The organism is Massilia sp. UBA6681 (assembly GCF_002454935.1).
In the GTDB taxonomy this organism is placed as follows: domain Bacteria; phylum Pseudomonadota; class Gammaproteobacteria; order Burkholderiales; family Burkholderiaceae_D; genus Telluria; species Telluria varians.
The window spans coordinates 1-17,963 of sequence record NZ_DKJX01000043.1; the positions used below are offsets into that span (position 1 = coordinate 1).

At 67.0% G+C, this 17,963-nt stretch carries 15 protein-coding genes; 12 read left to right on the forward strand and 3 right to left on the reverse strand.

The window, feature by feature from the left end; translation table 11 throughout:
* Nucleotides 1-42 precede the first annotated feature (42 nt).
* On the reverse strand, nt 43-909 hold the full coding sequence (locus B2R83_RS05685; RefSeq protein WP_292039011.1) for an alpha/beta hydrolase: 867 nt from the start codon (nt 907-909) through the stop codon (nt 43-45).
* A gap of 212 nt (nt 910-1,121) precedes the next feature.
* Here B2R83_RS05685 and B2R83_RS05690 point away from each other — a divergent pair, with 212 nt between their 5' ends.
* From B2R83_RS05690 to B2R83_RS05740, 11 genes are all read left to right on the forward strand, one after another.
* Nucleotides 1,122-2,459, forward strand: a complete 1,338-nt coding sequence (locus B2R83_RS05690; RefSeq protein ID WP_292039013.1) for an MFS transporter — start codon at nt 1,122-1,124, stop codon at nt 2,457-2,459.
* 101 nt (nt 2,460-2,560) lie between these two features.
* Entirely contained in the window at nt 2,561-4,204 is a 1,644-nt protein-coding gene (locus B2R83_RS05695; protein ID WP_292039016.1) for an alpha-D-glucose phosphate-specific phosphoglucomutase, read from the forward strand.
* A 25-nt stretch (nt 4,205-4,229) separates the two neighbouring features.
* Nucleotides 4,230-5,909 (forward strand): alpha-amylase family glycosyl hydrolase, encoded by a 1,680-nt coding sequence (locus tag B2R83_RS05700; protein ID WP_292039018.1) that lies wholly within the window; start codon nt 4,230-4,232, stop codon nt 5,907-5,909.
* Nucleotides 5,910-5,999: 90 nt separating this feature from the next.
* Nucleotides 6,000-7,193, forward strand: coding sequence for a PAS domain-containing sensor histidine kinase (locus B2R83_RS05705; RefSeq protein ID WP_292039021.1), 1,194 nt, complete (start codon nt 6,000-6,002; stop codon nt 7,191-7,193).
* Between the two features lie 78 nt (nt 7,194-7,271).
* On the forward strand, nt 7,272-8,288 hold the full coding sequence (locus tag B2R83_RS05710) for an alpha/beta fold hydrolase (RefSeq protein ID WP_292039024.1): 1,017 nt from the start codon (nt 7,272-7,274) through the stop codon (nt 8,286-8,288).
* A gap of 72 nt (nt 8,289-8,360) precedes the next feature.
* Nucleotides 8,361-10,226, forward strand: a complete 1,866-nt coding sequence (locus tag B2R83_RS05715) for a glucokinase (protein WP_292039026.1) — start codon at nt 8,361-8,363, stop codon at nt 10,224-10,226.
* 70 nt (nt 10,227-10,296) lie between these two features.
* Nucleotides 10,297-11,322, forward strand: coding sequence for an ABC transporter substrate-binding protein (locus tag B2R83_RS05720; RefSeq protein ID WP_292039029.1), 1,026 nt, complete (start codon nt 10,297-10,299; stop codon nt 11,320-11,322).
* Nucleotides 11,319-11,894 carry an SCO family protein gene (locus B2R83_RS05725; RefSeq protein ID WP_292039032.1) on the forward strand — a complete coding sequence of 192 codons (576 nt, stop codon included), beginning with the start codon at nt 11,319-11,321 and terminating at the stop codon, nt 11,892-11,894. The genes B2R83_RS05720 and B2R83_RS05725 overlap by 4 nt, the downstream gene beginning before the upstream one ends.
* Nucleotides 11,895-12,317, forward strand: a complete 423-nt coding sequence (locus B2R83_RS05730; RefSeq protein ID WP_292039034.1) for a cupredoxin domain-containing protein — start codon at nt 11,895-11,897, stop codon at nt 12,315-12,317.
* A 3-nt stretch (nt 12,318-12,320) separates the two neighbouring features.
* The gene (locus tag B2R83_RS05735; protein ID WP_292039037.1) at nt 12,321-13,079 is read left to right on the forward strand and encodes an ABC transporter permease; all 759 of its coding nucleotides are present in this window, start codon (nt 12,321-12,323) and stop codon (nt 13,077-13,079) included.
* Nucleotides 13,069-13,806, forward strand: a complete 738-nt coding sequence (locus tag B2R83_RS05740; RefSeq protein WP_036214470.1) for an ABC transporter ATP-binding protein — start codon at nt 13,069-13,071, stop codon at nt 13,804-13,806. The genes B2R83_RS05735 and B2R83_RS05740 overlap by 11 nt, the downstream gene beginning before the upstream one ends.
* A 225-nt stretch (nt 13,807-14,031) precedes the next feature.
* Here B2R83_RS05740 and B2R83_RS05745 read toward each other — a convergent pair whose 3' ends face one another.
* Nucleotides 14,032-14,748 carry a hypothetical protein gene (locus tag B2R83_RS05745; RefSeq protein ID WP_292039046.1) on the reverse strand — a complete coding sequence of 239 codons (717 nt, stop codon included), beginning with the start codon at nt 14,746-14,748 and terminating at the stop codon, nt 14,032-14,034.
* 173 nt (nt 14,749-14,921) lie between these two features.
* Between B2R83_RS05745 and B2R83_RS05750 the strand changes: the two genes are divergently transcribed.
* Entirely contained in the window at nt 14,922-15,236 is a 315-nt protein-coding gene (locus B2R83_RS05750; protein WP_292039048.1) for a hypothetical protein, read from the forward strand.
* Between the two features lie 12 nt (nt 15,237-15,248).
* On the opposite strand, the gene B2R83_RS05755 is transcribed toward B2R83_RS05750, so the two are convergent.
* Complete coding sequence (locus B2R83_RS05755) at nt 15,249-17,960, reverse strand: alpha-1,6-glucosidase domain-containing protein (RefSeq protein ID WP_292039050.1); 2,712 nt, start codon at nt 17,958-17,960, stop codon at nt 15,249-15,251.
* Between the last annotated feature and the right edge of the window lie 3 nt (nt 17,961-17,963).

The window sequence follows — 17,963 nt, forward strand, 5'->3', positions numbered from 1 at the left end:
AACTATCACCGCGTGGGCAGGGAAACCTGCCCACCCTACATATCACGTCTTATCCGGCGCAAACATCCACAGCAGCGCTTCGCGCAACTCTCCCGCCCAGAACGCCTCGTTGTGCTCGGCCCCCGGCACGATCTTCAAGACCGTGTTGGCCGCCGGATGCCCGGTCTTCTTCACCACCTCCGCCATGCGCTTGACGTCCGCATTCATCTGCGGCCCTTCCTTCTCGCCCATCAGCAGGAACACGCGCGCATCCTTGGGCACCGGTTTGGCGGCCACGAAATCGAAGGAGGGCTGCGCGGTCCAGTAGGCCGGCGAGAACACGCCCGCCTTGCCGAATACCTGCGGGTACTGCACCAGCGCGTAGTGCGACGCCAGGCCGCCCATCGAGCTGCCCATGATCGCGGTGTGCTCGCGACCGGGCAGGGTGCGGTACTGCTTGTCGATCATCGGCTTGACGGTCTTGACGATGAAGTCGGTGTATGCGCGGCCTTCGCCCTTGCCGATCCGCTCGTTGTCCCAGGCGTTCAGCTCCGTCATGCGCTTGTCCTGGCCGTTGTCGATCCCGACCACGATCATTGCCAGCTTGCCTTCCCTGGCCAGCGCGTCCAGGGTCTCGTCCACCTTCCATTCGCCCGCGTAGGCGGTGGCATCGTCGAACAGGTTCTGGCCGTCGTGCATGTACAGCACCGGATAGCGCTTGTTCGAGGTCGCATAGCCCGGCGGCAGGTAGAGGCGCAGCTGGCGCTTGCGTTGCAGTCCCGGCATCGCGAGCGGCTCGCCCAGCAGGCTCACGCCGGCAGAAGCGGTCGAGGCTTTCGCACTGTCTTCAGGCTTGTCGGCGGCGACGGCCGGAGCGCCGAACGCGGCGGCCAGCAGGAGGGAAAGGAGGGTAGGGCGAAACAAGGGCATGGCGTAGTCTCCTTGGTTGATTATTCTGTTGTTTGACTACAGAGTGCACGCTCTGGCGCCCCCTGTTGTGTCGATTCTACTATGACAGCTCTTCGATTGACACTCAGAAATCGCCATGTTATTTTGCTACAGCTACCTGTAGGTCGGCCTGATGTGGGCTGCCTGCATCACACGAGAGCCCGCTCAGGTCCGGGCCGTCATTGGGGACACACATGGATATGCAAACCGCGGCCATCAAGCCGCGCCTGTCGTTCTGGCAGCTCTGGAACATGAGCTTCGGCTTCTTCGGCATCCAGTTCGGCTTCGCACTGCAGAACGCCAACACCAGCCGCATCTTTTCGACGCTGGGCGCCGACCCCGACAACCTGGCCCTGTACTGGCTGGCCGCGCCGGTGACGGGCCTGCTGGTGCAGCCGATCATCGGCTACCTGAGCGACAACACCTGGCACCCGAAATGGGGACGCCGCCGCCCGTTCTTCTTCATCGGCGCCGTGCTGGCCGCCATCGCGCTGTTCCTGATGCCGAATTCCGCCGCGCTGTGGATGGCCGTGGCCGTGCTGTGGATGATGGATGCCGCCATCAACGTCTCGATGGAGCCGTTCCGCGCCTTCGTGGGCGACAAGCTGGACGCCTCGCAGCAGACCGCGGGCTATGCGATGCAGACCTTCTTCATCGGCTGCGGCGCGGTGATCGCATCCCTGCTGCCGGTCTTCTTCGAATCGATGGGCGTGTCCAACGAGGCGGTAGGCGGCATGATTCCCGAGACCGTGCGCTATTCCTTCTATGCCGGCGGCGCCATCTTCTTCCTGGCCGTGCTGTGGACCGTGGTGAGCGCCGACGAACTGCCGCCGCCCGACATGGACGCCTTCAACGCGGAGCGCAAGCATTCCCGCAGCTTCGGCGTGGCCGTCAAGGAGATCCTCGGCGGCTTCGCCAAGATGCCGAAGACCATGGTGCAGCTGGCCTTCGTGCAGTTCTTCACCTGGATCGCGCTGTTCGCGATGTGGATCTACACCGGCTCGGCGATCGCCGACAATGTCTGGGGCACCACCGATGCGCAATCCTCGAGCTTCCAGGCCGCCGGCAGTTTCGTGGGCGTGATGTTCGCGGTGTATAGCGGGGTGTCGGCGCTGGCCGCCTTCCTGCTGCCGGTGTTCGCGCGGGCTACCAGCCGCAAGACCGTGCACGCCACCTGCCTGGCGATCGGCGGCCTGAGCCTGGCCAGCCTGGTCCTGATCACCGACAAGAACATGCTGATGCTGCCGATGATCGGCGTCGGCCTGGCCTGGGCCTCGATCCTGACCATGCCCTATGCGATCCTGGCGGGCTCGCTGCCGGCCAAGCGCATGGGTTACTTCATGGGCCTGTTCAACTTCTTCGTCGTGATCCCGCAGATCGTCAGCGGCCTGCTGCTGGGCGGCGTGACCAAGCACTTCTTCGCCGGCCACACCGTCATGACGGTGGCGCTGGGCGGCGCCAGCATGCTGCTCGCGGCCGTGCTGACCCTGTTCGTGACCGACCGCGCAGCCCCGGTCAAGGCCGCGATCTGAGTCGCCGCGAGGCTTGCGCCAGTGATTCCGCGCCTGTCGTATCGTAACGTTTTATCAACATCAGTGGATGTTGCAATTCGTTATAACGACAGGAGCGAAGCATGACCATCCAGACCGTCCCGACCACGCCGTTCGCCGGACAGCGGCCCGGCACCTCGGGCCTGCGCAAGAAGGTGACCGAGTTCCAGCAAGCCGGCTACCTCGAGAATTTTGTTGAAGCAATCTTCCTGACCCTGGGCGAGGGCCCGGGGCGCACTCTGGTCGTCGGCGGCGACGGCCGCTATTTCAACCGCGAAGCGATCCAGACCATCCTGCGCATGGCGGCCGCCCACGGCATCGCCCGCTGCCTGGTGGGGCGCGGCGGCATCCTGTCCACGCCGGCGGTGAGCTGCGTGATCCGCAAGCACGGGGCCTTCGGCGGCATCGTGCTCTCGGCCAGCCACAATCCCGGCGGCCCGGACGGCGACTTCGGCATCAAGTACAACATCGAGAACGGCGGCCCGGCGCCCGAGAAGATCACCGAGGCGATCTTCGCCCACACCCAGGCGGTGAGGTCCTACCGCATCAGCGACGCCGCCGCGGTCGACCTCGACCAGCCGGGCCGCACCCGGTTGGAAAACATGGTGGTCGAGGTCATCGACCCGGTGGCCGACTACAGCGAACTGATGGCGCGCCTGTTCGACTTCGGGGCGATCCGCGCGCTGTTCGGCCAGGGTTTCCGGATGCGCTTCGACGCCATGCACGCGGTCTCCGGTCCCTACGCCAAAGCCATCATCGAAGGCATGCTGGGCGCGCCCGCCGGCACCGTGGTCAACTGCGACCCGCTGGAAGACTTCGGCGGCGGTCATCCCGACCCGAACCCGGTCAACGCGGCCGACCTGATCGCCCACATGAACGCCCCCGACGCGCCCGACTTCGGCGCCGCCTCGGACGGTGACGGCGACCGCAACATGATCGTCGGCCGCGGCCTGGCGGTGACGCCGTCGGACAGCCTGGCCATCATCGCCGCCAACGCCACCGTGGCGCCGGGCTACGCCAAGGGCATCACCGGCATCGCGCGCTCGATGCCCACTTCGCAGGCGGCCGACCGCGTCGCGGAAAGCCTGGGCATCTCCTGCTTCGAGACGCCGACCGGCTGGAAGTACTTCGGCAACCTGATGGACGCCAACCTGGTCACGCTGTGCGGCGAAGAAAGCTACGGCACCGGTTCGCACCATATCCGCGAGAAGGACGGCCTGTGGGCCGTGCTGTTCTGGCTGAACCTGCTGGCCGCGCGCGGCAAGTCGCGCAGTACTTCCGTCGGCGAGATCGTGCGCGAACACTGGGCCCGCTTCGGCCGCAACTACTATTCGCGCCACGACTACGAAGCGGTCGACGCCGCGGCAGCCGACAGCCTGATGGCGGCGCTGCGCGCGAAGCTGCCGGACCTGGCCGGCCAGACGCTGGGCAGCTTCCGCGTGGCCGAGGCCGACGACTTCGTCTACAACGACCCGGTCGACGGTTCGGTGGCGACGCGCCAGGGCATCCGCATCATCATGGCGGACGGCTCGCGCATCGTGTTCCGCCTGTCCGGCACCGGCACCGAAGGCGCGACCATCCGCCTCTACCTCGAACGCTACGAGGCCGACCCAGCACGCCACGAGCTCGATACCCAAGACGCTCTCTCCGAACTGATCGCCATCGCCGACAGCGTGGCGGAACTGCGCCAGCGCACCGGCCGGGAGCGCCCGACCGTGATTACCTGACCCACTACCAACCACAGGAACCCGCATGAAACTTCCCGTCCTTGCCGCCTCCATGCTGCTCGCCTTTGGCGTCGCTACCCAAGCAGCCGCACAGACCACCGCCAGCCAGCCGGCCGGCAAGCCCTTCGTCTGGGAGAACGCCACCGTCTACTTCCTGCTGACGGACCGCTTCAACAACGGCGACAAGGCGAACGACCTGGCATACGGCCGCAAGGCCGACGCCGCCAAGCTGCGCGGTTTCATGGGCGGCGACCTGGCCGGCATCACGGCCAAGATCAAGGACGGCTACTTCAAGGAGCTCGGCGTGAACGCGATCTGGCTCACGCCTCCGGTCGAGCAGATCCATGGGCCGACCGACGAGGGTACCGGCCTGTCCTATGGCTTCCACGGCTACTGGGCCAAGGACTTCACCGCCGTGGATGCCAACCTGGGCACCGAGAAGGACTTCCGCAGCTTTGTCGAGACCGCGCATGCCAACGGCATCCGCGTGATACTCGATGTGGTGATGAATCATACCGGCCCGGTCACCGCGCAGGACCCGGTCTGGCCCAAGGACTGGGTGCGCACGGGGCCGAAGTGCACCTACAAGGATGCGCCGACCACGGTCGACTGCACGCTGGTGGAGAACCTGCCGGACATCCTTACCAATAGCAATGCCAACGTGGCCCTGCCGCCGGCCCTGGTGGCGAAATGGAAGAAGGAAGGGCGCTACGAGCGCGAGGTGAAGGAGCTGGACGACTTCTTCAAGCGCACCGGCTATCCGCGCGCACCGCGCTACTATCTCATCAAGTGGCATGCCGACTGGGTGCGCAAGTACGGCGTGGACGGCTTCCGCGCCGACACCGTCAAGCACACCGAGCCGGGCGTGTGGAAGGAACTCAAGCAGGAAGCCACGCTGGCCTATGAAGAGTGGAAGCGCGCCAACCCGTCCAAGCGCCTCGGCGACCTGCCGTTCTTCATGACCTCGGAGGTCTACAACTATTCGATCCACCACGGCCGCAGCTTCGACATGGGCGGCGGCGTCAAGGTCGACTGGCTCGCCAACGGCTTCGACAACATGATCAACTTCAGCATGAAGTCCGACGCGACCAAGGGCTACGAACAGCTGTTCTCGGATTACTCGAAGGCGCTGCACGGCCCGATGAAGGGCTACGGGGTGCTGAACTACCTCAGCTCGCACGACGACGGCAGCCCCTTCGACCCGGCGCGCCAGCGCCCGATCGAGTCGGCCAACAAGCTGCTGCTGGCGCCGGGCGCCGCCCAGATCTACTACGGCGACGAGACCGCGCGCCTGCTCGACATCGAAGGCGCCGAAGGCGACGCCAAGCTGCGCTCCTTCATGAACTGGGACGAGCTGGCAGCGAACGCACAGCGCGGCGCCCACCGGGTGGCCGAGGTACGCGAGCACTGGGCCAAGCTGGGCCGCTTCCGCGCCGCCCACCCGGCCGTCGGCGCCGGCATGCACCAGATGCTGGCCTCCAGCCCCTACACCTTCAAGCGCACCTGGCAGAAGGATGGCGTGACGGACCGCGTGGTGGTCGCGCTCGACCTGCCGAAGGACAAGGCGGTGCCGATTTCGGTCGCCGGCGTGTTCAACGACGGCCAGACGGTGCGCGACTGGTACTCGGGTAAGACCGCGGTGGTAACTGGCGGCAAGGTGCAGTTCCCGGCGGCAGCACCGGTCGCCCTGATCGCGCAGGACTGAGCCGCTGAGCCAAAAGCCGCCACGGCCATGCCGTGCGCGGCTTGCGCCCCGATACAATGGTGTCCGAGACAATAAAGCTTTGACGTCGACATGACCGACACCGGACCCTTGTATTGGAAGCGCGAAGACGCCGACGCGCTGCACACCTTGCTGCTGGAAAAGACCCGCCAGTACGGCATCATGTTCTACGATGCCGAGCTGCGCATCACGGGCTGGAACTCGGGCGCCGAGTTCATCACCGGCTGGACCGCGCCCGAGGTGCTGGGCCAGCCCACCGCCATGCTGTTCGTTCCCGAAGACCGCGAGCGCAAGCTCGACGAGCACGAAGCCAATACGGCCGCCCTGGTCGGGGTCGGCGAGGACGAGCGCTGGCACATGCGGCGCGACGGCTCCTGGTTCTGGTCGAGCGGCGTCAGCCTGCCGCTGCACCGCGAAGGAGGGCGGGTGACGGGCTTCGTCAAGATCTTCCGCGACGCCACCCACCTGCGCGTGCGCACCCGCTATCTCGAGAACGAACTGAAGGCTTCCAGCGAACGCGAATCCCGGCGCGACGTATTCCTGGGCACCATCGCGCACGAGATGCGCAATCCGCTGTCGCCGCTCAAGACGGCGGTCCAGCTGATGCGCATGCAGGCGCTTGACGCCGCCGCCATGGACCGGCCCCTGCAGGTGATGGAGCGCCAGCTCGGCCTGCTCGAGCGCCTGGTCGAAGACCTGGTCGACGTCGCCCGGGTCAGTTCAGGAAAGATGAGCATCAACTACGAGCGGGTCGAATACCAGGCCCTGCTGAACGAGGCCGTGGACAGCTGCGCCACCGCCGCGCAGTTCAAGGGGATCGCGATCCACCGCAGCTTTCCCCCCCTGCCGATCGAGGTCGAGGTGGACGCGCGCCGGATGCAGCAGGTCTTCGTCAACCTGCTCAACAACGCGGTCAAGTTCACCCCGCAGGGTGGCGACGTCTGGCTGACGGCCACCGTCGACCAGACCCACTTCATCTGCTACCTGAAGGACAGCGGCAAGGGCATCGAGCCGGAAATGCTGCCCAAGATCTTTGACGTGTTCACCCAGGCCGAGAGCGGGCGCGCCGACCGCGGCGCCGGGCTGGGCATCGGCCTGGCGCTGGTGAAGGAGATCGTCGCGCTGCACCAGGGGACGGTCGAGGTGCGCAGCGAAGGGGCGGGCAAGGGCAGCGAATTCACGGTGCGCATTCCCCTGCGCCGGCCGGACGCGGAACAGGGCCGGCGCGAGCGGCCCGGGCAGCCGGAACCGCCCGGCAAACCCTGAGGCTCTTAAGGCGGATGTCAGGTTGGCGTCCTGTGTTTCCGCTATTCTTGCCCTTCCGTTAACCGAGCCTATTCCATCATGCCTGTACTGACACGCTTGTCCGGCGCGCTGCTGTGCGCCGCATTCACCCTCGCGCTGCCCGTCGCCGCCCAGCCTGCCGCCGAGCCGGCCTATGGTCCCGAGCTGGAAGGCTTCGACTACCCGTATCCGATCCAGCGCTACCAGTTCACCTCGCAGGGCGTGAAGCTGCAGATGGCCTACATGGACGTCAAGCCGGCCAAGCCGAACGGCCGCACGGTGGTGCTCATGCACGGCAAGAACTTCTGCGGCGCCACCTGGGAAGGCACGATCAAGGAACTGAGCGGGGCCGGCTACCGCGTGGTGGCGCCCGACCAGGTGGGCTTCTGCAAGTCCACCAAGCCCGCCCACTACCAGTACAGCTTTCAGCAACTGGCCCAGAATACGCACGCACTGCTCGCATCGATCGGCGTGAAGAACGCCATCGTCATGGGTCACTCGACCGGAGGCATGCTGGCGGTGCGCTACGGCCTGATGTACCCGCAGCAGCTTGATCAACTGGTGCTGGTCAATCCGATCGGCCTGGAAGACTGGAAGGCCGTGGGCGTGCCTTCGCTGGGCGTGGACAAGTGGTACGAGCGCGAGCTGCAGACCACGGCCGAGCGCATCCGCAACTACGAGAAATCGACCTATTACGTGAACACCTGGAAGCCGGAATACGAGCCTTGGGTGCAGATGCTGGCCGGGATGTACCGCGGGCCGGGCAAGCAGATCGTCGCCTGGAACTCGGCGCTGCTGTACGACATGATCTACACGCAGCCGGTGGTGTATGAGTTCCCGCATTTGACCATGCCGGTGCTGCTGCTGATCGGGCTGAAGGACACCACCGCGATCGGCAAGGATGCCGCGCCGGCGGAGATCCGCCCGAAGCTCGGCAATTATCCGGAACTGGCGAAGCAGACCGCGAAGAGCATTCCGAAGGCGACCTTGGTCAGTTTCCCGGACATGGGACATGCGCCGCAGATGCAGGATCCGGCGCGCTTCCACCGTGAGCTGCTGAAGGGACTGGTTCGGTAGGTATTCTTGCCAATCGTTCAATGGTATCCTAAGGCGATCCGGGGCCGAGGCCCCGCCCAGCCCTGAATCGCGATGACTGTTGAACCCGATACCGAACTGAAACCCTCCCGCGCCGCTTTCGCCGACGGTCCGCGCCTGCTCGCCGACATCGGCGCCACCCATGCGCGCTTCGGGCTCGAGACCGCGCCCGGCGTGCTGCGCCAGGTGTCGGTGCTGCTCTGCGACGACTACAGCGGCATCGTGCCGCTGCTGCACGCCTACCTGGCCCAGACCGGCGGGGTGCGCATCAACCACGCCGCGTTTGCCCTGGCCAACCCGATCAGCGGCGACTACATCCGCATGACCAACCGCGACTGGGAGTTCTCGACCGACGAGGTGCGCCGCACCCTCGGCCTGTCGACCCTCCTGATCGTGAACGACTTCACGGCGCTGGCGATGGCCTTGCCGGGCTTCGAGCCGAAAGACCTGATGCAGGTCGGCGGCGGCGCGCCGCAAAGCCACGCGGTGGCCGGCGTGCTCGGGCCGGGCACCGGCCTGGGCGTGTCGGGCGTGATCCCGACCATCGACGGTTTCGTCACCCTGGGCAGCGAGGGCGGCCACGTCAACTTCGCCCCGGCCGACGAACGCGAATTCGCGATCCTGCAGCACGCCTGGCAGGAATGGCCGCACGTGTCGAACGAGCGCCTGATCTCGGGCCCCGGCATCGAACTGATGTACCGGGCGCTGGCCAAGCGCAACGGCGCAACGGCCGACCAGGCGCCGCCGCGCAGCACCGCCGACATCGTCAGCGGCGCGCTCGACGACAAGGACGCCCTGTGCCTGGAAGTGCTGGAAACTTTCGCCGGCATGTTGGGCGGCGCAGCGGCGAACCTGGCGGTGACGCTGGGCGCTTTCGGGGGCATCTTCATCGGTGGCGGCATCGTGCCGCGCATCGCCGAATGGTTCGCCACGTCGCCGTTTCGCGCCCGCTTCGAAGCCAAGGGCCGCTTCACCGACTACATCGCCCAGATCCCCACCTATGTGATCATGACGCCCAACCCGGCCCTGCACGGGGTGTCGGCGATCCTGTCCGAGCACCTGCGCGGCCGCAGCGGCGCGAATACCCTGATGGACCGGGTGCAGCAGCTGCGCCACGAGCTCTCGCCGGCCGAGCAGCGCGTGGCCGCCCTGGTGCTGGAGCATCCGCGCAAGGTGCTGTCCGAGCCGATCGCCGAGATCGCGCGCCTGGCGGATGTGAGCCAGCCGACCGTGATCCGCTTCTGCCGCTCGCTCGGCTTCCAGGGCCTGGCCGAATTCAAGCTCAAGTTCGCCGGCAGCCTGACCGGCACCATCCCGGTGCGCCACAGCCAGGTGCGCATGAGCGACAGCACCCACGACCTGTCGGCGAAAGTCATCGACAACACCGTGTCGGCGATCCTGAAGTTCCGCGACCAGCTCGACGTGCACGCGATCGACCGCGCCATCGAGCTCTTGAGGCGCGCGCGCCGCGTCGAGTTCTACGCGATGGGCAATGCGCGCGCGGTGGCCCTGGATGGCCAGCACAAGTTCTTCCGCTTCCGCATCCCGGCCGCGCTGTACGGCGACTCGCACCTGTTCACGCTGGCCGCCGGCCTGCTGGGACCGGGCGACGTGGTGATCGCGATCTCCACCGGCGGCCAGCTGCCGGAGCTGCTCGAGGCCGTGGACACGGCACGCGCGGCGGGGGCGGACGTCATCGCCATCACCAGCAGCAAGTCGCTGCTGGCGAAGAAGTCGACCGTCTGCCTGGCAGTGGATCACAGCGAGGACAGCACGACCTTCCTGTCGATGATTTCGCGCATCCTGCAGCTGCTCCTGATCGACATCATGTCGGTCGGCATTTCGCTCGGCAACCACAACGGCGACGCCGGCGATGGCGAGGCGGAGCGGCGGCTCCTGATCTCGCACCTGGACATGTAAGGGCTTTACGTATTGACCGTGGTCAACATGGTGCTAGAATTGGCCACCCCTTGTTTTTGGAAGCGTTTCCATGCATGAGCATTCCCCGCGCCGGCGCCAGCTGCTCGGCGGCGCCCTGGCCCTGCCGCTGGCCGGCATGGGCACGAGCGCCAGCGCAGCGCCGGCGCCCCGGCCGCTGCAGGTCGGCGGCCTGCCCGTCACCTGCAACCTGACGCTGCCGATCGCCTGCAAGGCGCGCGCCGTCAACGACGGCAAGCCGGATGCGCACTTCACCGCTTTCGAATACAACAAGTTCTCGGGCTGGCCGGAGATCAAGGAATCCCTGATGACGGGCCGCATCCAGGCGGCCTACATGCTGGCGCCCCTGGTCATGGACCTGACCGACTGGCGCATCCCGCTGAAGATCGTCTCGCTCGGGCACCGCTCGGGCGCGGTCATCATGGTGCGCACCGATTCGCCCTACCGGAAATTCTCCGACCTGCGCGGCAAAAGCATCGCGATCCCGAGCCGCTTCGCCGTCGACTACCTGTTCCTGCGCAGGATGCTGGCGCGCGAGGGCATGTCGGCCAAGGACGTGCAGATCATCGAGATGGCCCCGCCCGACATGCCGGCCGCGCTGTATGCCGGCGCCGTGGACGGCTACTGCACCGGCGAGCCTTTCGGCGCCGCGGCCCAGCGCGCCGGCTATGCGCGCCCGCTGTCGATGACGCGCAACGAGTGGCGCAACTACATCTGCTGCGTGCTGACCGTGCGCGAGGAACTCATCCGGACCGACCGTCCGCTGGTGCAGGACCTGGTGAACTACGTGCAGGCAGCCGGCAACTGGCTCGACGCCGGGCCCGCCAACCGCGACAAGGCCGCCTTGATCGCGTCGAACCGCAAGTTCTTCAACCAGGACCCCAACATCATCCGCTTCGTCATGCAGAACCCGAGCGACCGCGTGACCTACGGCGACCTGCGCATGCTGCGCGCCGAATTCGACGAGCTGATGCAGCTCTCGGTGCAGGCCGGCACGCTCAAGCGCCCGGTACGCTACGAGCAGTACGTGGACGAGAGTTTTGTCAGGAACATCCGGCCGGTGAAGGTGGCCTTGTGAAGCGCGTCCTGTTCGCAGCCTTGCTGCTGTGCGCCGCAGCCGTCCAGGCGGCGTCGGCCCTCAAGTCCGGCACCTTCTCGCCGGCGCGCGCGGCGCCCGACATCGTACAGAAGGCTGCCGACGGCAGCGACTTCCGCCTGTCCGCGCTGCGCGGCAAGGTGGTGGTGCTGGAGTTCGGCTTCACCCATTGCCCGGCGGTGTGCCCGGCCTCGCTGGCCATGCTGGCCCAGGCGCGCCAGAAACTGGGGCCGCATGCCGACCGGCTGCAGGTGGTGTTCATCTCGGTCGACCCGGAACGCGACACGCCGGCGCGCCTCAAAAGCTACCTGGCGCAATTCGACAAGAGTTTCATCGGCCTGACCGGCACGCCCGAACAGATGGCGGCGATCCGCAAGGACTACGGCATCACGGCCACGAAGTTCGCCGCTCCTGCCGGCCAGGGCGGCTACCAGATGGGACACTCGTCCTACCTCTATTTCATCGACAAGAAAGGCATGCTGCGCGCGCTGATGCCCTTCGGCCGTCCGGCCGACGAGATGGTGCACGACGTGAACGTGCTGGCGGCCGAGTAGATGAAGGCGCGTATCGGTATCGCCCTGATCGTGGCCCTGCTGGCGGGGGGCTTCGCCTGGGCCGCGTTCGCCCCCTTGCAGGCGTCCTCGCGCGACCAGCTGTTCGAGATCCCGAAGGGCACCTGGGAGCGCCGCATGAAGGGCGACAAGACCAGCGTCCTGCCGGAGCGCATCACGCTCACCCTGGGCGTGCGCGACGTGCTCCTGCTGCGCAACAACGACACGGTGCCGCAGGTCTTCGGCCCGGTCCTGATCATGCCGGGCCAGGACTTCCGCCTGCCGTTCGCGCAGCTTGGGGAGCACCCTTTCGACTGTACCGCGCACGCCAGCGGCACGATGACGGTCGTGGTCGACCCGGCGCCCGGCGCCGGCCTGGCGCGCCTGAAGTGGCGCCTGGACTCCCTCCTGAACCGCAATGGGTAAGCAATGGATAGACTGAACAGGATATGGCCTCCGCTGCTCGTGATCGCCGCCATCGTGGCGATCTGGTGGATCGTGGTCGAGCAAAGCGGCAGCCTGATCTTCCCGACCCCGGGACAGGTGGCGGCCGGCACCATGGAGCTGGCGCGCAACGGCACGCTGTGGGAGCACATCGGCGCCTCGCTGCTGCGGGTGGCCACCGGCTTCCTGATCGCGGTGCTGGTCGCGCTGCCGCTCGGCCTGTGGGTGGGGCGCGTCGATGCGGCCTACCGCACACTCAACCCGGTATTCCAGATCCTGCGCCCGATCTCGCCGATCGCCTGGATCCCGATCGCGATCCTGTGGTTCGGCGTGGGCGACATGGCGCCGGTCTTCCTGATCTTCCTGGCCTCGGTGTTCCCGATGATCCTGCAGACCGCCGCCGGCGTGCACGCCATCGACGGGCGCTACCTGCGCGCGGCCGAGAACTTCGGCGTGCCGCGCGCCAAGCTGTACCGCCAGGTGATCGTGCCGGCCGTGCTGCCCGAGATCCTCACCGGCATGCGCATCGGCCTCGGGGTCGCCTGGCTGGTGGTGGTGGCCGCCGAGATGATCGTGCGCAGCTCGGGACTGGGCTACCTGATCATGGATTCGCGCAATGCCGGCAACCGCTACGACCTGGTGGTGGCGGCGATGATCATCATCGGCCTGATCGGCCTGGGCCTGGACGTCCTGATGCGCCGGCTCGAAGAACTCAGGGGAGTGAGGTGGCGCTATGGACGCTAGGACGGCAAAGATCGAGATTCGCGGCCTGAAGCGCAGCTTCAAGGCCCTGCAGGTCGTGGGCGGCATCGACCTGGCGGTGGCGCCGGGAGAATTCGTGGCCATCGTCGGCCCGTCCGGCTGCGGCAAGTCCACCCTCATGAAGCTGCTGGCCGGCTTCGAGCATCCGGACAGCGGCGCCGTCAGCATCGACGGCGTGCCGGTCACCCGGCCCTCGCCGAACGCCATCGTCATCTCGCAGCACGGTTCGGTGTTCCCCTGGCTGACGGTGCGCGAGAACCTGATGTTCGGCCTGTCCGGCAAGGACAATGCGGCCAAGGTGGCCACTGCCGACCACTACGCGGAGATGGTGGGCTTGAAGGGCTTCGAGAAGTCCTACCCGCACGAGCTGTCGGGCGGCATGTTGAAGCGCGTGGAGATCGCGCGGGCGCTGGCGGTGAAACCCGACATCCTGCTGATGGACGAGCCTTTCTCGGCGCTCGACGCGCTGACGGCGCTGAAGATGCGTAACGAACTGCTGCGCGTGCTGCGCGAAGAACGCCACACGGTCATCCTGATCACGCACGACGTCGAAGAGGCGATCTACCTGGCCGACCGGGTGGTGGTGCTGTCGCCGCGCCCGACCACGATCCAGTCGGTGTTCCCGATCGCGCAGCCGCATCCGCGCAAGGTGTCGCAGCCCGAGCTGCAGCAGACCAAGGACGCGATCCTGACCCAGCTCGGCTTGTAGTCTGCCGGCAGCATCAGGGTCGGCGTCAGCGCGTCAGGGTCACGCGTCATGCGTCAGGGTCATGCGTCAGGGTCAGGTCTGACATTCGGACACGAACCCTGCTGTTACTGCTATTACTGCTGTTACTTTAATGGGCCAACTTGGGCCAGTGGCCGGCAATACTTATTTATTGTCGAGGCCGTGTCTGAATGTCAGACCTGACCCCGGGGGGAAAAGTTATTTGTCTCAGTCTCTTGCCGTACGCCACTCCTGCCGCTTGGCGGGCTCCTCGGGCCCCGGGCAATTGGTCAGCCTGATCTTGCCGTGCATCTCGATCATCTCGACGTTGGTGGCCGCTGAGCGCTCGGTGATGCAATAGGTGCGGCGGCCGGTAATCACGCGCGTGCGGCGTGCGCCATCGCCGGTGTTGTTCACCAGTTCCTCCACCTTCGGCGCTTCCCACAGGCGCGGCGGCGCCAGTGCGTGGGCCTGCTCCATGCCCCTGCGCATGCGCAGCTCCGGGCTGTCCGGCGGGGCGATGATGAGCGGCTTGTTCTCCTTGCGCAGTGCGCGGTCGATGCTGCCGACGCTGCGCCGTGCGTTCTCCAGGATGCTGGCGGCGTTCGGCCTGGCGGGCGTTTCTGGCGCATCCTCGACAATGGCGGCGGGTGCTTCTGCCGGTGCGGAAGGCGCCGGCAGGGCCATGGCGGGCGCGGAACGGGCAGGGCGGCTGGGGCGGACGCCGCGGGCGTCCGCCGGGCGCTGCGGCTGGGGCGCCGCGTCAGGCGGGGCCTCTGGTGTCGGCTCCGGCGTCAGGGGCGGCAATTCGATCCACTGCATCGACGGGCTTTCCGCTTCGGCCTCCGGCGGCGGCGGCGTGCGCGCCACCTGCCAGCCCAGGACCAGGGCCGCGTGGACCAGCACGGTGGCCAGGATGCCGGCCAGGCGGCGATCGCTCGTCATCGGCATGCGGGGCGGGAATGCAGGGGAAAGCGGGAAGCTGGCCATAGCTGGGCAGTATAGCGAAGCTGGCCTGACGGAAAGTCACCAATTTTTTCCGCCAGCGCCGAGATGTGCGTCGCCCGCACAATGCTTCTGCTAAGGTTTGACTGGACAATACTGCAGAGGAGCCGGCAATGGAACGATACCTGATCGTTTACCGCGGATCGACCGTCGACGAGTCGGAAGGCCCGCAGCACGACCCGCAGCGCTGGGCCAGCTGGTTCGACGCGCTCGGCGCCGCGCTGGTGGACCGCGGCGCACTGTCGCACAGCAGCGTCGAGGTGCCGAGCCGCCTGCGCGGCCCGAAACTCAATAGCGCCTCGCTGTCGGGCTATTCGGTCATCGCGGCCGCGGACTTCAACCAGGCGGTCGAGTTGGCCGAGCAATGCCCGATCTTCGACGAGAAGGGCTCGGTGGAGATCGCCCGCCTGGTGGGTCCGGCGGGCTGATTCCCCGGCGCATTACTCGGCGACGAATACCACTGCCGTACGCGGCGGCACCGTGAAGCTGCCGTTCGCGCTGTCGAAGCTTGCCTGTGCGGCACGCTTGTCGGCGGCGCCGGCGGCCGTATGCACCGGGTGCAGCTTGAGGCGCTTGCCGCGCAAGGCGTCGTCGCTCACCGTGTGCGCCACCTTGTCCACGTTCACCAGGTAGCTCAGGCCGGCGAACTTCGCGCCCGGGTAGCCCTTGCCGTCGATCCAGGCCGCCAGCACGGTCGCCTCTTGCTGCGGTCCGGTATTGAAGAAGCGCAGGCGCTGCACGATATCCTCGGTCGAGCGTAGCCGGAACAGCGTCGAGCTGGCGCGGATCGCCAGCAGGTCGCGGAAGGCGTCGCGAGCAAAGGCGATATCGGCGGGAGCCGGCTTGATCGCAGCGGCCTTGGCCAGGAAAGGCTTGAGCAGCGGCCAGTCCTTGCCGTTGTCGTCGCTTTGCGGCAGGCCGGTGCCGAAGTAGTTGTCCTGGTAGGTCCAGTCGATGCGGTTGAACCAGTCGCCGGAATTGAAGCTGTTCTTGTCCAGCGATTTCGAGCGCAGCGTGTCGATGCCGGCGTGGTAGTAGGCCACGCCCTGGCTGAAGGCGTTGATCGCCATGCCCAGCACCTGCACTCTAGCGCGCTCGGCCGGGCTGGTCTCCACCGGCAGTTTCAGCACGTTGATGTCGAACAGCGTCTGGTTGTCGTGGTTCTCGACGTAGTTCACCACTTCGCCCGGCTGGCTCGCATAACCGGCCGGCTGGTTGCCGTAGGCGATGTCTTCCAGCTTGCGCAGCTTGCCTTCGAAGGTCTGGAAGGCGAACGGGCGCACCGAGCCGGCCAGGCCGACGCGGATCATGTCGGCCGCGCGCAGCAGGTCGACCTGTTTATGCTCGCCGCCGAGTGCATTCTGGTCATAGACCAGGCCATTGATGTAGCCCTGGCGGCGCACCATCGCCTCGCCCGAGTCGCCGGCCGAGCCGCCGCGCACGGCGTCGCGCGCGCGGTCGCTGAAGGTGCCGATGCCGGAGCCGTTCAGCGACAGCTGCGAGGCCTGCACGAAGCGGGCGCCGTCGGAGACCTCGCCGAAGTTCCAGCCTTCGCCGATCAGTTCCACGTGCCGCCCCGCGGCCTTGTTCACGCGCTTTTGCAGGCGCTCCATCGCTGCGCGCGGCTGGTGGCCCATCAGGTCGAAGCGGAAGGAATCGATCTTGTAGTGGCGGGTCCACAGCTCGGCCGAGTCGATCATCAGCCTGGCCATCATCATGTTTTCGGTGGCCGTGTTGTCGCAGCAGGTCGAACGCTCGATGGCGCCGGCGGCATTCAGGCGGTGGTAGTAGCCCGGCACCACGCGGTCCAGCACCGATTTCTCGTTCTGACCGGCGATGAAGGTGTGGTTGTAGACCACGTCGGTACCGACGCGCAGGCCGGCCCGGTGCAGGTCCATCACCATCTGGCGGAACTCGAGGATGCGGCGCGCGCCGTCCGACGGGTCGCTGGCGTAGCTGCCTTCCAGGGCGTTGTAGTGGTAGGGGTCGTAGCCCCAGTTGAAGCAGTCGGTATCGGCGGTCTTGCGGGTGAGGGCCTGCTGGCTCTCGCCGTCCGGGCTGCCTGTCGGCTGGGGTACGGCGCAGTCCTTTTCCGGCACCGTGCCGAGGTCATACACCGGCAGCAGGTGGATGTCGGTCAGGCCGGCCTTGGCCAGCGCCTTCAGGTGGCGCATGCCGTTCGAATTCGCTTCGCCGAAAGCGGTGTACTTGCCGCGCTTTTCAACCGGGACGCTCGGGTCGTTGATCGAGAAATCGCGCACGTGCAGCTCGTAGATGACCATGTCGGTCTGGGCCTTGACCGTGTTCGGCGCGCGGGTGGCGTCCCAGCCTTTTGGCTTGAGGTTTGCCGCGCCCAGGTCGGCGATGTAGCTGCGCTTCGAGTCGGTGGTGAGGCTGACGGAATAGGGATCGGTGACGAGGTTGCGCACCAGGCCCATGCCGTCGACGGCCACGTCCACCGCATAGCGGTAATAGCTGCCCGAGAGGTCGCGCGCGACGTACGCATTCCAGGCGCCGGTGCGCGCATCGAAGGTCATCTCGTGCACGGCGGTCGCCTTGCCGCTGCCGCTGTCGTAGGTGCAGACGGCGGCGCTCTGCGCGGTCGGCGCCCACAGGCGGAAAGCGGTGCGTCCCTTCTTCGGCGTGGCGCCCAGGTCGGGCAGCTCGCCCGCCGCCGCGTACAGGTCGTCGAGCGCGCCGGCGGCCTGGATGCGCGTGGCCGCCCGTACCGTGCCGTCCGCGGCTTCCTGCACCAGCACCAGCTGGCCGCGGTGCAGGTCCTTCAGGCGCGCCAGGTCTTGCGCGCGCACCGACAGCACCGGGCCGGCCCCGACCCACTTGAAGCGGACCGGCAGTTTGGCCGTGGAGGCCTCGAGCGCCAGCGCGCCGTCTGCGCCTGCCACCTTGGCGCCGGGTGTCGCGACGATCGCGGCCTTGCCCGAATGGTAGAGGCGGAAGGTCGATCCGGCCTCGGCGCCGGGCCAGGTCAGGAGGCGCCGGTCGAGCCAGACGGCGCGGGCCTCAAACGTGGCGCTTGAAGCGTGCAGGACCTGCTGGAACGACGGATCGTCGCAGGTGGCGAGGGGAACCGCGGCGTGGGCGGACGAGGCGAGGGCTGCCGCGGCGAGCGCGGCGTAATGGAGTCGGGTCATCGT

What these genes read in the sequence shown, in the direction of transcription:
- B2R83_RS05695 (WP_292039016.1), top strand. Translation starts at nt 2,561, where the DNA reads ATGACCATCCAGACCGTCCCGACCACGCCGTTCGCCGGACAGCGGCCC.
- B2R83_RS05705 (WP_292039021.1), top strand. Translation starts at nt 6,000, where the DNA reads ATGACCGACACCGGACCCTTGTATTGGAAGCGCGAAGACGCCGACGCG.
- B2R83_RS05735 (WP_292039037.1), top strand. Translation starts at nt 12,321, where the DNA reads ATGGATAGACTGAACAGGATATGGCCTCCGCTGCTCGTGATCGCCGCC.
- B2R83_RS05720 (WP_292039029.1), top strand. Translation starts at nt 10,297, where the DNA reads ATGCATGAGCATTCCCCGCGCCGGCGCCAGCTGCTCGGCGGCGCCCTG.
- B2R83_RS05740 (WP_036214470.1), top strand. Translation starts at nt 13,069, where the DNA reads ATGGACGCTAGGACGGCAAAGATCGAGATTCGCGGCCTGAAGCGCAGC.
- B2R83_RS05745 (WP_292039046.1), bottom strand. Translation starts at nt 14,748, where the DNA reads ATGACGAGCGATCGCCGCCTGGCCGGCATCCTGGCCACCGTGCTGGTC.
- B2R83_RS05710 (WP_292039024.1), top strand. Translation starts at nt 7,272, where the DNA reads ATGCCTGTACTGACACGCTTGTCCGGCGCGCTGCTGTGCGCCGCATTC.
- B2R83_RS05685 (WP_292039011.1), bottom strand. Translation starts at nt 909, where the DNA reads ATGCCCTTGTTTCGCCCTACCCTCCTTTCCCTCCTGCTGGCCGCCGCG.
- B2R83_RS05755 (WP_292039050.1), bottom strand. Translation starts at nt 17,960, where the DNA reads ATGACCCGACTCCATTACGCCGCGCTCGCCGCGGCAGCCCTCGCCTCG.
- B2R83_RS05700 (WP_292039018.1), top strand. Translation starts at nt 4,230, where the DNA reads ATGAAACTTCCCGTCCTTGCCGCCTCCATGCTGCTCGCCTTTGGCGTC.
- B2R83_RS05690 (WP_292039013.1), top strand. Translation starts at nt 1,122, where the DNA reads ATGGATATGCAAACCGCGGCCATCAAGCCGCGCCTGTCGTTCTGGCAG.
- B2R83_RS05750 (WP_292039048.1), top strand. Translation starts at nt 14,922, where the DNA reads ATGGAACGATACCTGATCGTTTACCGCGGATCGACCGTCGACGAGTCG.
- B2R83_RS05715 (WP_292039026.1), top strand. Translation starts at nt 8,361, where the DNA reads ATGACTGTTGAACCCGATACCGAACTGAAACCCTCCCGCGCCGCTTTC.
- B2R83_RS05730 (WP_292039034.1), top strand. Translation starts at nt 11,895, where the DNA reads ATGAAGGCGCGTATCGGTATCGCCCTGATCGTGGCCCTGCTGGCGGGG.